The organism is Streptomyces sp. NPDC033136 (assembly GCF_055578235.1).
Genome location: NZ_JBVIPD010000023.1, coordinates 1 through 13,711, shown reverse-complemented (window position 1 = coordinate 13,711; position 13,711 = coordinate 1). Strand labels below are relative to the sequence as shown.

The 13,711-nt window shown below is 68.3% G+C and carries 16 protein-coding genes; 5 read left to right on the top strand and 11 right to left on the bottom strand.

The window, feature by feature from the left end; translation table 11 throughout:
* Positions 1-68 precede the first annotated feature (68 nt).
* The 8 genes from ACZ5TL_RS31595 to ACZ5TL_RS31560 all read right to left on the bottom strand — a co-directional run bounded on the left by ACZ5TL_RS31595 (position 69) and on the right by ACZ5TL_RS31560 (position 6,190).
* Entirely contained in the window at positions 69-500 is a 432-nt protein-coding gene (locus ACZ5TL_RS31595) for a TadE/TadG family type IV pilus assembly protein (RefSeq protein ID WP_468594118.1), read from the bottom strand.
* On the bottom strand, positions 501-962 hold the full coding sequence (locus ACZ5TL_RS31590; RefSeq protein ID WP_468594117.1) for a TadE family protein: 462 nt from the start codon (positions 960-962) through the stop codon (positions 501-503).
* A gap of 47 nt (positions 963-1,009) precedes the next feature.
* Positions 1,010-1,261: a hypothetical protein gene (locus ACZ5TL_RS31585; RefSeq protein WP_102912128.1), complete on the bottom strand. Its 252-nt coding sequence runs from the start codon at positions 1,259-1,261 to the stop codon at positions 1,010-1,012.
* Between the two features lie 80 nt (positions 1,262-1,341).
* Positions 1,342-2,265, bottom strand: a complete 924-nt coding sequence (locus tag ACZ5TL_RS31580; protein WP_468594116.1) for a type II secretion system F family protein — start codon at positions 2,263-2,265, stop codon at positions 1,342-1,344.
* Positions 2,265-3,254: a type II secretion system F family protein gene (locus ACZ5TL_RS31575; protein WP_468594115.1), complete on the bottom strand. Its 990-nt coding sequence runs from the start codon at positions 3,252-3,254 to the stop codon at positions 2,265-2,267. The genes ACZ5TL_RS31580 and ACZ5TL_RS31575 overlap by 1 nt, the downstream gene beginning before the upstream one ends.
* Positions 3,255-3,261: 7 nt before the next feature.
* The gene (locus ACZ5TL_RS31570; RefSeq protein ID WP_468594113.1) at positions 3,262-4,569 is read right to left on the bottom strand and encodes a CpaF family protein; all 1,308 of its coding nucleotides are present in this window, start codon (positions 4,567-4,569) and stop codon (positions 3,262-3,264) included.
* On the bottom strand, positions 4,566-5,447 hold the full coding sequence (locus ACZ5TL_RS31565; RefSeq protein WP_468594112.1) for a hypothetical protein: 882 nt from the start codon (positions 5,445-5,447) through the stop codon (positions 4,566-4,568). Before ACZ5TL_RS31565 ends, ACZ5TL_RS31570 begins: the two co-directional genes overlap by 4 nt.
* Positions 5,448-5,464: 17 nt before the next feature.
* Positions 5,465-6,190, bottom strand: coding sequence for a hypothetical protein (locus ACZ5TL_RS31560; protein ID WP_468594111.1), 726 nt, complete (start codon positions 6,188-6,190; stop codon positions 5,465-5,467).
* Between the two features lie 428 nt (positions 6,191-6,618).
* On the opposite strand from ACZ5TL_RS31560, the gene ACZ5TL_RS31555 reads away from it, so the two are divergent.
* Positions 6,619-7,383, top strand: coding sequence for a hypothetical protein (locus ACZ5TL_RS31555; protein WP_468594110.1), 765 nt, complete (start codon positions 6,619-6,621; stop codon positions 7,381-7,383).
* Between the two features lie 103 nt (positions 7,384-7,486).
* Complete coding sequence (locus ACZ5TL_RS31550) at positions 7,487-8,560, top strand: hypothetical protein (RefSeq protein ID WP_468594108.1); 1,074 nt, start codon at positions 7,487-7,489, stop codon at positions 8,558-8,560.
* Between the two features lie 225 nt (positions 8,561-8,785).
* Here ACZ5TL_RS31550 and ACZ5TL_RS31545 read toward each other — a convergent pair whose 3' ends face one another.
* On the bottom strand, positions 8,786-9,013 hold the full coding sequence (locus ACZ5TL_RS31545; RefSeq protein ID WP_468594106.1) for a GntR family transcriptional regulator: 228 nt from the start codon (positions 9,011-9,013) through the stop codon (positions 8,786-8,788).
* Between the two features lie 254 nt (positions 9,014-9,267).
* On the opposite strand from ACZ5TL_RS31545, the gene ACZ5TL_RS31540 reads away from it, so the two are divergent.
* From ACZ5TL_RS31540 to ACZ5TL_RS31530, 3 genes are all read left to right on the top strand, one after another.
* The gene (locus ACZ5TL_RS31540; protein ID WP_468594105.1) at positions 9,268-9,477 is read left to right on the top strand and encodes a hypothetical protein; all 210 of its coding nucleotides are present in this window, start codon (positions 9,268-9,270) and stop codon (positions 9,475-9,477) included.
* Between the two features lie 557 nt (positions 9,478-10,034).
* Entirely contained in the window at positions 10,035-10,685 is a 651-nt protein-coding gene (locus ACZ5TL_RS31535) for a hypothetical protein (RefSeq protein WP_468594103.1), read from the top strand.
* Positions 10,682-11,716, top strand: coding sequence for a hypothetical protein (locus ACZ5TL_RS31530; RefSeq protein ID WP_468594102.1), 1,035 nt, complete (start codon positions 10,682-10,684; stop codon positions 11,714-11,716). The genes ACZ5TL_RS31535 and ACZ5TL_RS31530 overlap by 4 nt, the downstream gene beginning before the upstream one ends.
* A gap of 321 nt (positions 11,717-12,037) precedes the next feature.
* Here ACZ5TL_RS31530 and ACZ5TL_RS31525 read toward each other — a convergent pair whose 3' ends face one another.
* Positions 12,038-12,223, bottom strand: a complete 186-nt coding sequence (locus tag ACZ5TL_RS31525; RefSeq protein ID WP_468594101.1) for a hypothetical protein — start codon at positions 12,221-12,223, stop codon at positions 12,038-12,040.
* A 415-nt stretch (positions 12,224-12,638) separates the two neighbouring features.
* Positions 12,639-13,711 (bottom strand): hypothetical protein (locus ACZ5TL_RS31520; protein WP_468594100.1); only part of this gene is annotated, 1,073 nt, incomplete at its 5' end.

Below are 13,711 nucleotides of genomic sequence, written 5' to 3'. Positions count from 1 at the left end.
GCGCGTACGACGCCCGGTCCACCAGGGGCAGGTGAACGACCCTGTGCGGCCTGCCCGCAGCACGTGTCTCACGCCGACCTCCGGAACGGGTCCAGCGGAGAGCTGAAGCTCGCCGTCAGCGTCGTCGGGATGTCGAGGCCGAGCATCGCGAGCCCGCGCACCTGGCAGCTCACCTCGACCGTGAAGATGGTGTCCGGCTCGAAGCCCTGGCTCGTCTGGACGACCGACACCGGGCCCGAGCAGACGTCCGCCAGGTTCGCCTCCGCGGCCTTCTCGGCCTCGGCCATGGCGGTCGCGTGGTCCTTCTGGATCGATCCCGCGCGGGCCGCGTCCCGGGCCGCCCCGTCGAGCGCTCCGCGGCCGTCGACCAACTGCCCGAAGGCCACCAGCACCAGGATGAAGAGGATCATCACCGGCGCGAGGATCACGACCTCGACGGTGGACAGACCGCTGTCGTCCGCCTTCCGGCGGCTCCCCGGAAGGGAAGAAGAGCCGGGCATTCAGTTCCCCTCCTCCTGCACGAACCTCTCCACCGGTCCGGAGGACTGCGCATGCACCGTCAGATCCAGCCCCGGAAACACCGTGGGCACCCTCGCCGCGATCTCCACGCCCACCGTGTTCTGCTCCGGCTGCAGCATCGTCACGTCCGGGGACAGCACCAGCTGCGGGCCCAGCTGGCGGATGTAGCTGTCCACCACGTCGCGTGCCTCGCCGCGCCACGCGCCCGGCTGTTCGTCGGCCATGGAGCGGGCCTTGCGGGCTCCGGCCTGGGCCGCGGCCTGGGCCACGTGGTCCGCGAAGAAGTACAGGGCGAACTGCACGGTCGCGAAGATCATGAAGAACAGGACGGGGGTGAGCAGCACGAACTCGATCGCGGTCATGCCTGAGTCACCGCGAGTGGCCGCTCTTCCGCGTGCGGCCTCCACCCTGCGGCGTACCCGTCTGCTCACGTCTGCCGGCATCCCCGTGACCCCGTTGTCCCTTTGACTGTTCCTCGGCGATCAGGCGGTCAGCAGGTCTTGCCGGCGTCCGCGCCCTTGATGCAGTCGCCGACCTTGTTGGCGCCCTCGCTCAGCGCAGCGTTGATGATGGCGGCCACGACACCGACGATCGCCACGACGACCGCGGAGATGATGACCCACTCGACCGCGGAGGCACCCCGGTCCAGTTCTCCGGAGCGGGCACGCTCGGTGCGGGCCTGGAGGAAGGTGACGAGGAAGTCCACGGCGGGGATGCCGGTGTGGAGGTTACGTCCGTTCATGACGTCTTGTCCTTTCGAAGATCGGTTCACGGGAGGTTCTGGAGTTGTGAAGGTCGCTCACTGCAAGGCTCGTGCACGGCTCACTGCACCTGGAACACCCGCATCGCCGCCGGAAAGATCAGAAACACCAGGAACCCGGCGCACAGCAGCAGCTGCGCCACGAGCATCGACTGGGACTTCTCGCCCGCGCTGCCCTCGATCTCGGCGAGTTCGCGGTGCCGCATGGTCTCGGCGCGGGAGGCGAGGGACTCCCGGACCTTGGCGCCGTCGTCCGCGACCAGGGCGAGGGAGGCGGAGAGGTCCTTGAGTTCATCGACGCCGATCTCCTCGCCGAGCGCGCCGAGCGCCTGCCACTGGCTGACGCCGGTGATGCGCGCGTCGGCCAGGGCGTTGCGGATGCGCTGGTTGGCCCAGCCGTCGGAGACGTCTGCGGCGGCCATCAGGGCCTCGGGCAGCCCGCGTCCGCCGGCGAGGCTCATCGACACCAGGTCGAGGTACGCGCCGATCACGCGCCGCAGGTCGCGTCGCTTCTCGGCGGCGTCCCGCCGTACCTCCAGGTCGGGCAGGAAGAAGAAGACCACCGCGAACAGCAGCGCCAGCCACACCGGGATGATCGGGCTGTCGGCCAGGGCCAGCGTCCAGACGATGGCGAACAGGAACGGGCCGAAGAACAGGCCCGCCACCCCCAGCAGCACCTTCGTCGCCAGGAACTTCTCCCAGCTGCGGTCCAGGACAGCCAGGTCCGCGCGCAGCGAGCGCTGCTCCCAGCCCTGTTGGAGGTAGAACTCGGAGACCCGCAGGCCGACTTCGGCCCGCAGCGAGCCGAGGCGGCCCTTGTCCCGTTCGGCGCGGGCGGATTCGTACGCCGAGCCGCGGGCCCGCATCGCGTCGATCCGCGCGACCTGCGAGATCGCGCTGCGCTTGCTGGGCATGAGGGCGCGGACGAGGGCGTAGACGCCCAAGCCGATGACGGCGCCGACGACGAGCGGCATCGTGAGGTCCATCAGCGCGCCCCCTCTTCCTGCGGCAGCCGCTGCTGGGACTGCTGCTGCGACGGCGACCTGGGACGGACGAACTGGACGGATGCCTCGTCACGGACCAGGAAGCGTTCGGGCGTCTCGATGGTGGACAGCTTGCGCAGCCACCAGAAGCCGAGGGCGAACAGGCCGCAGACACAGGCCAGGACGAGCTGGCCGACGGCCGTGCCGTACGGCTCCACGAAGTCCCGGTTGAAGATCGACAGGCCGAGGACGAAGGCGATGGAGACCGCGACGACGATCTGCACCGAGCGGCGGGTCGACGCGCGCTGCGCCATGACGCGCTGGCGCATGTCGACCTCCTCACGGGCCGACTTGGCCAGGGCGCCGAGGACCTGGCGCAGACCGGGGCCGCGCAGCCGGGCGTTGAGGATCAGCGCCGCGACGATGATGTCGGCGGAGGCGTCGTCGATCTCGTCGGCGAGGTGCTGGAGCGCCTCGGGCAGCGGGGTGCGGGCGCGCAGGCGGTCGACGAGGGCGTCGAGATGGGGCCGCAGGACGGGGGCCGCGGCGCGGGCGGAGGCCGGGATGGCCTGCTCCAGGCCGACGGCACCGGCGATGGTGTCGCGCAGGGACTCCGTCCAGGAGGCCAGGGCCTCGACGCGGCGCATGGCGGCCCGCTCCTCGCCGGCGCCGCCGAACAGGCGGTCCCAGAAGAAGACGAGGACACCGGCCGCGATGCCGGCGACGGCCCAGCGGGTCAGGACGAGGACGACCAGGCCGACGATGGCGGCGAGCGAGCCGCGCCGGCCGGCGAAGCGGATGAGTTCGCTCGCCCGCTCGGCGGCCTTCTGCTTCTCGTGGTCGGGCTTGGCGGGCAGTCCGCGTACGGCGATGAGGAGGAGGGCGAGTCCGCCGCCGACGGCGACGCCGCTCCCGATCGAGTACAGGACGGTGGTGGAGAACAGGCCGCCCATGGAACCGAGCGAGCCGAGTGCCGCGAGAGTCGTGTTCATCGCCGGCTCACCCCCAGGTCCCGGACGGCCGGTAGCCGTGTGCCATCAGTTCCTCCAGGCAGGCTATGGGGGCGTGCGGCACGACCCGGCCGTCGGGGGCCTCCGCGAACACTTCGCTGGACAGGACGCGCCCGTCGACGCCGTTGACCTCGCGGACGGAGGTGACCATGCGCTGGAGGCGGCCGCCGTTGCCGTAGTTGTTGCGCCGCTGGATGAAGACGACGAAGTTGACCGCGCCCGCGATCAGCATCTGGCTGGCCTCGATGGGCAGCCGTTCCGTGGCCTGCAACGCGTAGGTGGAAATACGGTTGAAGACCTCGTGGGAGCTGTTGGCGTGGATCGTGGACAGCGAGCCGTCGTTGCCCTGCGACATCGCGTTGAGCATGGTGACGATCTCGTCGCCCAGAACCTCACCGACGATGACGCGGGAGGGGTTCATACGCAGCGAGCGCCGCACCAGCTCCGCCATCGAGATCGTGCCCTGGCCCTCGGAGTTGGGCAGGCGCTCCTCGAAGGCGACGACGTTGGGGTGCAGGTCGGGGAAGGTGTCGAGGCCGAGCTCCAGGGCCCGTTCGACGGTGATGAGGCGCTCGTGCGGCGGGATCTCGTTGGCGAGGGCCCGAAGGAGCGTGGTCTTACCGGCGTTGGTGGCGCCCGCGATCATGATGTTCTTGCGGGCGCGGACCGCGCAGGCCATGAAGTGGGCGACCTCGGGCGTCAGCGTGCCGTTGCCGACCAGGTCGGAGATGAACACCTTGCCCATGCGCGCCCGGCGGATGGACAGCGCCGGGCGCCTCGCCACGTCCATGACGGCCGACAGACGCGAACCGTCGGGCAGGCGCAGGTCGAGCTGCGGGTTGGCCGAGTCGAAGGGGCGCGAGGACAGACCCGAGTAGGCGCCCAGCACCTGGATGAGCTCGATGAGTTCCTCGTCGGTCTCGGCGACGGGGTCGCCCTTCACCTCGCGCCCGTCGGCGTACCCGACGAAGACCTGGTCGCAGCCGTTGATGTCGATGTTCTCGACCTCGGGGTTGTCCAGCAGCGGCTGGAGCCGGCCGACGCCGAACAGCGCGGCGTGCACGGCGGCCGCGTACTGCTCCTCGGTCTCGGCGTCCAGCGGCGTACGGCCCGCGTTGATCTCGGTGCGGGCGTACTCCTCCAGGATCTGGGCTATGACGGCACGCGCGTAGTGCCGTTCGTCCTCCGTGGACATCGGAGTGACGTTGCTGACCTGGTCCTGTCGGCGCTGCTCGGCGATGCGGTCGCCGGCGTCCTGGCGGAACCGCTTGACCAACTGGTGGTCGACAGCGGTCATGCGCCGGCCCCCGCGTGGCCCTGCATCTGGCCCGGGTGGGCGGTCTGGGCGTGGTGGGCCTGGTTCGCCTGGGCGGAAGCGGCCCAGGCCGCGCCGTACTGCTGGTAGAGGTCGGCGGCGACCTTGCGGGCCGAGCGGATCAGCAGCGACTTGTCCAGACGGCCGCGCTTACGGCCCGCCAGCTGGTCGGCGCCGGCCGGGTCGTCGGCGATGGTGCCGACCACCCGGGCGCCGGTCTGGGCGTGCAGGAGCATGTCGTTGACCTGCGAGGCGAGCTTGCCGGCCGTACCGGTGTCGGCGATCAGGACGACGCCGATCACCGGGTTGGCGAGGCTCGCGCCGCGCGGGCCGCCGTGCAGCTTGCCGGCGAGCGCGGCGGCACGGTCACGCACCCGCGCGAGCGCCTCCGGCTCGGTACGGGAGAGCAGCAGCACGAGCGAGGCGTGCGGGAACAGCTCGACGGCCGGGGTGTCCCCGCTGACGCGTCCGCAGTCGGCGATGACGTCGGCGGCGGCGTGCGGGGAGTCGGCGAGGGAGGCGAAGGCATGCCCAAGGGTCGGCCAGAGCCCCGCGAGCCCTGCGGCCTGCTCGGCGATCCCGAGCCCGACGAGCACCTCCAGTCCTCCGCTCAACGGCTGTACGTGGTCCCAGAGCTGGTCCGGCACGAGTCCGCGGCGCGCGGTCGCGGCGATGGACAGCATGCCGGTGTTGGGGTTGAGCGGTCCGCCGTGCGCGGCGGCACTGCGGTAGACGAGGTCACCGCCCGCCGGGTCCGCCTCGGCGAGCAGGACGCGCCGCGGCCAGACCGCCGAGAGCGCGACGGCCGCGGTGGTGACGCCGGGGGAACCCTTGTCGGCGGCGAGAGCGATGAGCGCCATGGGGTGGGTGCCGCCTTCTAGTTGCCGGGGACGTGCACGATGGCGACCTCGCCCGCGGCCGCCGCCGAGGCGAGCGCGGCCGCGTCGGCCTGGTCGACGAGGAGGGTGAGCGAGAGGTTGCCGGTGCTCACGGTGGCGTCACTGTTGTCCTTGACAGTGGTCACGCGCGCGTTGTCGACGAGGCCGCCGCCGGAGGACGAGGCGCCGCCCGAACCGGTGTTGTCGTCGGCGTTGTTCGAGCTTGATCCGTTGCTGCCGACGCGGTAGGCGGAGACGATGTCACCGGACCTGATGTCGGAGGGGTACTGGCCCGCCTTGAGCGAGAGGCCCACGGCGGCCTTGCCGGCGGGGAGGGAGGCCTTCTTGTCGAACATCTCACCGACGGCGAGGGTGCCCGGGTAGATCGTGGACTTGGCCTTGTACGTCTTGATGGTCCTCAGCTGCGCCCACTCGACGTAGTGGATGCCGTCGTCCTTGGCGACCATCACGGGGGTCACGTCGCTGTCCGTGAGGGACTCGCCGGCCTGGACCTCCCTCTTGACCTTGACTACCTCGATCCGCTCGCCGACCTGGAGCACGAGCATCGTCGCCCCCAGCGCACCCGCCAGGATCAGCAGCACCGCGAGCGCGGCCAGTGCCGGTTTGCGCTCGCGAGGCGGTGTGGGAAGCCGGTCACCGACCGACGGCTGAGCCGGAGCGGCGGAACGACCGGCGCCCGCCCCCGTACGCTCTTGGATCTTCACGCAACCGCTCCCCGTACACCCAAGAATAAGTCTGTCAATTTGCTTTCAAATTCGGACACTTCACCCGCGTCCCCCGCACGAAGAAGTACGGGACTGGCCGGACTTACCCGCCCGACCTGGGCGAATAGCCAGCGCTGGGGGTGAGTGTCAAGCCATCGCACCGTATCAGCCGCACATAAGCCCCTCAAGGCGCGTCCGAACTCAGGGAACGCACCACCCGCGCCGTTACCCGTCTGCAACTTCAGGCAGACAGAGGCCCGTTCAGGCAAGGGGCCGAAATATCAGGTCAGCTGTGCTGTAGCGAACCCGCCGTGACAGCGGGTGCGCACCCGCCCTGGGGCGGTCAACACCTCCCGGCCATCAGGCCTGCACGATTCACTCACAAGGCGCGCGCTCCGGGCGACGTCACTCAGAACGGGGACCGGACAGTGGGTTCAGTAGAGTGCGGCGGCGACCTCATCTCGGTCACCAGCCCCCTGGAGGAGTCCCCCGTGAAGCGCGTCACCCTGGCAGCCGTCTCCCTCTTGGCCTTGGCCTCCGCGCTGACCGCCTGCTCGGGCAGCGAGGACGCGCCCGCCAGTTCGCCGTCGGCGCCGAAGGCCAAGCCGGTCACTCCGGCGCAGCGGCTGGCGAAGGTCATGGTGACGAAGGACGAACTGCCCGGCTACAACGTGTCCAAGGCAGAAGCCCAGTACGCCTTCGCCAAGTCCACGGACGAGGTCACGGTCGACAAGCCCGGCTGCACCCCGCTGGTCTACGCGATGAACCAACTCCCGCTCGGAGAACCGCAGGCCGACCTCACGCACAATGCCGGGGCAGGTTACGGCAAGGAGATCACGTCCATCACTCTCGCCTCGTACGAGCCGGCGGCCAAGGCCGAGTCGGCGTTGGCCGGTTTGGCGAAGGCCGTGTCCGAGTGCGGCGACGGTTTCACGGCCAAGGCGGACAAGAACACCTCGGCCTACGACTCGGTCACCGCCGAGAAGGGCATGACGACTGGTGCTGTCGCCTTCCGGTCCACGATGACGTTCCGGGGTGTCACCCACACTCTGCGCACCGAAGCCGTCCGCCACGGCGACGTGCTCGCCGTCTACTTCTCGGCGAACGGCTTCGCCATCGCCGACAGCACCCGGCCCAGCGACGCCAAGATGCCCGCGAACGTGGTGAAGACGCAGAACGCGAAGCTGGGCTGAAGCCGCCGGCACGAGTCCTCGGCTACCAGTACCAGTCCCTACGGCCACCGCCCGGGCGGCCGACGGCGACGGCCCGAGCGCCGGGCAGCGCATCGCGAGCGCGTTGCGCACCTCCCCCGTCTACGTCGACGACGCCTACACCGATGCCGTACCACCATCCCGGCAGCGGCAGTTGGCGGACCGGATCCGCAGCGCGGGCCTGCCCATCAAGGTCGTTCTCATCCCGCTCACCAAGGGCGACGCGTTCGACGGCGACTCCGAGGTGCTGGCGGGAATCGTCCGTGACCGGTTCCCGGACCAGCGCGAACTCATCGTCATCACGACGGACAGCGACTTCCCCGACTCCCTGGAGGGCTACGAGTGGCCCACCGACACCCACCAGGCGCGTGACGCCGTGGCCGCCACCGGATTCCTGGACGAGATGCGGAACGCGGGGCTGGCGGACCTGACCGCGAAGGCAGTGGACCTGGTGGCGGAGGGCAAGGGCCGGCAGCGGTACGAGGAGGCGATGAAGGAGCTGGACGGCTCGGCAGCACCCGATGCGCAGGCCTCCGGGTCACCGGCGTCCGAGTCTTCTTCGGACGGCACCGGGTGGTGGCTCTGGCCGCTCATCGCCGTGCCCGCCCTGGCCCTGACCGCCCTCGCGACCCGCGCCCTGGCTCGTCCCCGCAGGACACCCTCGGCCATCCCTCAGCTCGTGTTCGCTACGGCCCGGGCGGCCGACGAGGCGAGGCTGCGGCGCCGGGCCGAGGCGGAGGTGCTGGCACTCGGCGAGGCGACCCAGGCCGCCGACGCCGCCACGACACCTGATCTCCAGCGCGCCCTCGACGCCTACGCCGCCGCCGGCACGGTCCTCGACGAGGCCCGGGGGCTGTCGGACCTGGCGGGCGTCCTGGCCCTGGCGCAGGAGGGCCGCGACGCCCTCGCCGGCTCCCCCGGCCTCCCCCTGTGCTTCTTCAACCCCCTGCACGGCCGCGCCACCCTCCGCACCGGCTGGCGCCAACTCGGCCGACGGACCGGCTCGACGTGGCGGTGTGCCAGGACTGCGCGGACGCGCTGCAGGCCCGCAGGGCGCCCGAGGTGCTCACCGACACGGACGAGGACGGCCGTACCGTGCCCTACTTCGAGCTGCCGGCCGGGCAGAGCGTGTGGGCGGCGACGGGGTACGGCTCGCTGATTTCGCCTCTGGACGGTTTCGATACCCATCGGCTGAAGGTCCGCTGATCAGCCAATCGGTCGGCGCGACAACGGATGGTCCCATGCGGCGCCGGCGCCGACTCAAGCCCACAGGCTATTTCGCGTGACATCCGTGAAGCTCCCTTCACGGTCGCAACCACCGGCGCTCAGCAAAAGCTCCCCTGGCCTACCCATTGAGGAAGGGGTACTCCACTTGTGCGCCCGCTCAGCGCTCCGCGACGAATGAGCCCATGCCCCGGGTGGTGACGATCAGTCCCTCTTCCCGCAAGGCCGCGGTGGCCTTACGAACAGTCTCGCGTGCAACTCCGAACTCCTGCTCCAGCCTCACCTCGGAGATCAAGCCTCGCACCGGGTACTCGCCACTGGCGATGCGCTGCCGAACCACTTCGGCGATCTGCTGCCACTTGGGCCTGGTGGGGTCAAATTCGAACACAGGTGAACTGTACGTACGACCCTCCATTGAGCCATAGAAGCCCCTCTCAGCTCATATGGGTAGACAGGCATGTACAGGCAGCCTTACGGTTTCTCACGACAGACCCCGGCGACGGATGCTGGCCGTCCCGGGGCATGGCCAACGCTGCAAGGAGCGTCGACATGCTGGACCTTATCGTCCGTACCCTCTCGTGGGCACTGAGCCTGTGCACCCCACAGCCTCGCGGCCGTCACCGTCTCGGCTCACTGCCACCCTTGCGCATCGTCCCGACTCCGCCCCCGCCCCCGCGCTTCACCGAACGCCTCGACGGCAACGCTTCCCGCCTCGTCTGCCCTTACGTCCTGACCCCCACCGAGCTTCACCGCCAACGCGAACGCCGCCACGCCGCTTATCTGGCCACCCTCGGCATCGACACAGGCCCCAAGCGCATCCACGGCGTACGAGTCCCCGCGGCCACCCGATGACGCGCCCGGCCCTCCGTATGTGCGCCCGCTGCCAGCGCAACACGGACGAACCCGTCCTGGTCCACCAGGTCCACGCCCCCACAGGCCCCGGCTTCAACGTGTACGCCTGCCCGGACTGCGCCACGCACTATCCACCCCCGACAGACCCCCTCGAAATCCCGGCTTCGCCCCACGACCGCTCCCGTCTCACCCTCCGCGTCTACAAAATCGATGCAGAGGGCACGGTGACCGATGACCGTGGCGAAGTCGAGATCCTGGCCGACGGACACACCGACCCGGTCCCATTCATGTCGGCGTATCCTCCGTGCGCTTGCCCGAGATGCAGGACACCGCACTAGCGAATCAAGACACCTCAGCACCAACGGCCCCGGACGCCGCACACTGTGGCATCCGGGGCCACCCCCTGCTTGGGCACGATCAGGACACAACCAGGTTCCCCAGAGCCCCATACAGCCCGGATTGCCCCTGTTCCCGCGGAAGTTCGCTCTGGTGAAACCGAGAACCTCACCGATACCGTCAGTGCTCTTGACTGAACTTCTGTCTCACGGGGAGTCACTGTGAAGCGCCGCCCTTTGCCCCTTACTGTCGCGCTCGCTGCGTCCACAGGCCTACTGCTCACCGCGTGCGGCAGCAGTGACGCCGGCTCGAAGGACAACGACAAGATCGCGGGCTCCGACACCGGATCCCAGGAGGCGACTTCAAGCCCAAGCCCTTCGGACTCCGCCGAGCGACCCGACATCAAGCTGACCGGCGGCGTGGAAGACGTCTTCGAGAGCTGGAAGACGGGCAACGCCACGGAGGACGCGGTGCTGGCGGACGCCGCACGAGCACAGACCGCCATCAACGACGCCATCCTCAAGGGCAAGACGGACACCCCCGGCCTCACCTTCTACTACCAAGGCGAGGCCCTCACTACGTCCGTGAAGTGGGTCCAGAAGTGGGTGGACGCCGGACTGACGTACACGGGCACCACTCGGTACTACAACCCCAAGATCGAGTTGTTCAACGACACGTCAGCAGGAGTTTCCTTCTGCGCCGATGAGACCAAGGCGTACAACAAGGACCGAAAGTCAGGAAAGGTCGACAGGTCCCCGGCCTCGGACGATTCCTACGTGCTGTACAACACTCGCTTGGAGAAGAACAAGCAGGGTGTGTGGCAGACGACCAGCGGGACGTCCGTGCGCGGGAGCAAAGGATGCGTCCAGTGACCAAGGTCGGTTCCACTGCCGCAGTGGGTACGCTCGTGATCGCCTGCACACTTCTGACGCCCAGTGCAGCATTCGCCAAGGATCCCGGCGGGTCTCAGTTCGACGTCTCAGGGAGTAACGAGACGGACGGTGGTCAGACTCTCGAGTCGCGCATCGTCTTCCGTGGATCTACCGGTGGCACTGGAGCCAAGGGAACCGGGCAGTTCACGCCCGTCGGCGACTGGACTCCACCGGCTTGCTGGTACGAGCCGAAGTGGACTCCCGCCGAATTCTCCAAGGAATTCCAGAAGGAATGGGACATCCCGCACGCCAGTGGTGTGGGAGAAGCCTATAACTTGTCCAAGGAATACTACATCAACGGGGAACCGTACAAGGACTTCAATAAGTCCGAAACGGGCAAGGGCATGTGGTGGGACGCGGTTCGGGACAAGAGCCGAGAGGAATCGGGGGACCCGGCTGCCTTTGCTTGCGACACGAAGACATTCTGGGTCGAGAACGGCGAGACTCCTACGGTGGAGAACGCCGTGACCCCGAAGATTCTCGCCGACCTCGCCTATAGCCGGATCAAAGTGCCCGACACCGAGGTGACCCTCGCCCCGGCGAACACCACCAAGGTCAACCTTCCCACTTGGGCCTGGCTCGACCGGGCCAAGTTCCAGGACGTCTCAGTCACCGCCTCACTCGACGTCGGCGGCGTGAACCTCCAGGCCACAACCACCGCCAAGCCCATCTCGCTCAAGCTGGAGCCAGGAACGCCGGATGCCGAGGCCTACCCTTCCTCCGGCGAGTGCACCTTTAACGACGACGGTTCGATCGGTGAACCATACGCAAAGGGAAAAGCTGACCAGACCCCTCCTTGCGGAATCAGGTACCTGCGCTCTTCCGGCGACGGCGCGTTCAAACTGCGAGCGACCATCACGTGGGAAGTGTCCTGGATCGGGACAGGCGGCGCTGGCGGGAGCCTCCCCAACGGGACCTTCGGAACCGAGCAGAACGTAACCGTCCAGGAGATCCAAGCCGTCAACCGCTGAGAGCCAAGCTCCAGCAGAACCACACCAGCCCGGCCGGAGAACCAAGCATGGGGAACGACTCAGATCTCAAGGTGAACGTCGACCTTCTTGTGGAGTCGGAGTCCCGGCTCCGAAAAATCAAGAAGGAGTTCAAGAACCTGGGCAACCATCGGTGACCGCCGCGATCAACGCGGGTGGACTCAACCTCCAAGCCACCACCACCGCCAGGCCTGTCGCCCTCAAGCTCGACCCGGCGACATTAGGGACGTCGGAAGACACACGCTGTCCGAAAGTGCCGGGATCGAGCTGCCGAAGGACGCGCTGTACTGAGCGTGCGTCCGCTCAGGCCGGGACGTACTCCCTGTACCACCTGCTCTGCCGCACGCCGCCCCAAGTGCCCATCACGACCACGGCACCGAGGAAGACCGCGAGGAGCCCGGCGTTCGAGCTGCGCTGCGCCTCGGTGGTCGGGCTGGCGACGCCTGCGGGGTCGTACCGGATGCGCAGTTCGTCCCCGCCTCCACCCAATTTCTGCACCCCTCGCCTTCCGAGAGCGAGGCAGAAATCTCACGGCCACCGACCGTCCGCAGGTCACAGCAGTTAGTCTTGGCGTCGTCCTTGCGCACAACCACAGCGTCGGCCCACTCGCCCCAGTGCGCCAGGGCAATCTGATCACCGGCCCCGTTACCGAACTTGCCCAGCGCCACTCCTGCGACAACGGGAACGACGAGCTGCCAGGCGACCTTCCGCTGCCTAGGCAGAACCCTGCGCAACAGCAGAAGCGGCGCGAGAACCGATGCCAGCGGCAGCACGATCCAGGCGAGAAACAGAGCCACCAAGCGCAGCGGCACCCACAGCGGCACGACGGGGCCAAGCCAGGCGAGCCCCACACGTCGGCTCGCCACCAACCCCCGGTCCATCCCGCCCGGCCCGAACCACACCCTCAGCCGTGGTTGATGCCACTTGCCCGGTTCACGGCCTGAGCCTCCTTGACCGTCACATCCTGCTCGAACGTGGACAACCCGTCGGGCAGACCCGGCTGCTGTGGCGGCCCGTCCGGATCGGCCGAGTCAGTCCACGTCACCTCCCAGGTGATGGACGCCTTGAAGGGGTAAGTGCCGCTCCCCGAAGCCCGGAGGTACGTGACGTTGCAGCCGGCGTCCTCACTGTCGGCCGTGTAGCCGTCCTTGCCCTTGACCAGGTCGTAGGTACAGCTCTGTGGATCGGCGTCGGCGGTACCTGCGTCGACTTTGAGCGCAACAGGCGTGGCAACGGTGGTCGCGGCCAGCTGAACGCCCTTGTAATCGAGTCTGGCGGTCGTCCACACACGGTCGAGATCACCCTTGAACGCGACCCTCGTACCGAGGTTCACGAGCAGCCGGTCGGCGCGTGGTTGCAACTCCACTGGCGGGGTAGGCAACTTGGTCGAGTTGAAAGCCAACTCGGAGAGAACCTCGGGAGTCACTTTGTTCGGGTCGGGCTGCGGGTCGGCCGGAGGAACCCAGATCTCCCAGTTGTCCGTGGTGACGGGGCAGGCCTTGTCGTAGGTGTCATCGGGGAACTGAACTTGCCACCACAGGCCCTTGTCACCCCTGTGGTACTTCTCCTTCTCCCTCTTCTTCGCGTAGTCCTCCGCCGGGCTTCCCCCCGGTGCGCCGCCATACGCGCCCTTGATGAACTTCTCGTACTCCTCCGGCGTGTACATGGGCTCGTACCAACACACTGGGGGCTCCCAGTTGGCATCCGAGGAGGTGGCGGTGGCCGTGGAGCCGTTCGATGCGAGGGTGCTCTGGTTAATGCGGATATGGGCTCCGATGGAGCCGCTGCCGGATTCGGCGCCTGAGTCGGTGTCGGGCTGCCCGGAACCAGTGCTGGGTTGAGACGCCATCCGCTTATCGATCACGGGGTTGGTCTGGTCGAACAGGGTTCCTGATCGGGTGATCGCGCGAGAGTCTGCGCATGACAGCAGGGCCTCTTGGTAGCTCGGGGGTGCGAACCAAAACCAAGCGCCAAGAG

What these genes read in the sequence shown, in the direction of transcription:
- ACZ5TL_RS31575 (WP_468594115.1), bottom strand. Translation starts at nt 3,254, where the DNA reads ATGAACACGACTCTCGCGGCACTCGGCTCGCTCGGTTCCATGGGCGGC.
- ACZ5TL_RS31595 (WP_468594118.1), bottom strand. Translation starts at nt 500, where the DNA reads ATGCCCGGCTCTTCTTCCCTTCCGGGGAGCCGCCGGAAGGCGGACGAC.
- ACZ5TL_RS31590 (WP_468594117.1), bottom strand. Translation starts at nt 962, where the DNA reads ATGCCGGCAGACGTGAGCAGACGGGTACGCCGCAGGGTGGAGGCCGCA.
- ACZ5TL_RS31570 (WP_468594113.1), bottom strand. Translation starts at nt 4,569, where the DNA reads ATGACCGCTGTCGACCACCAGTTGGTCAAGCGGTTCCGCCAGGACGCC.
- ACZ5TL_RS31565 (WP_468594112.1), bottom strand. Translation starts at nt 5,447, where the DNA reads ATGGCGCTCATCGCTCTCGCCGCCGACAAGGGTTCCCCCGGCGTCACC.
- ACZ5TL_RS31585 (WP_102912128.1), bottom strand. Translation starts at nt 1,261, where the DNA reads ATGAACGGACGTAACCTCCACACCGGCATCCCCGCCGTGGACTTCCTC.
- ACZ5TL_RS31580 (WP_468594116.1), bottom strand. Translation starts at nt 2,265, where the DNA reads ATGGACCTCACGATGCCGCTCGTCGTCGGCGCCGTCATCGGCTTGGGC.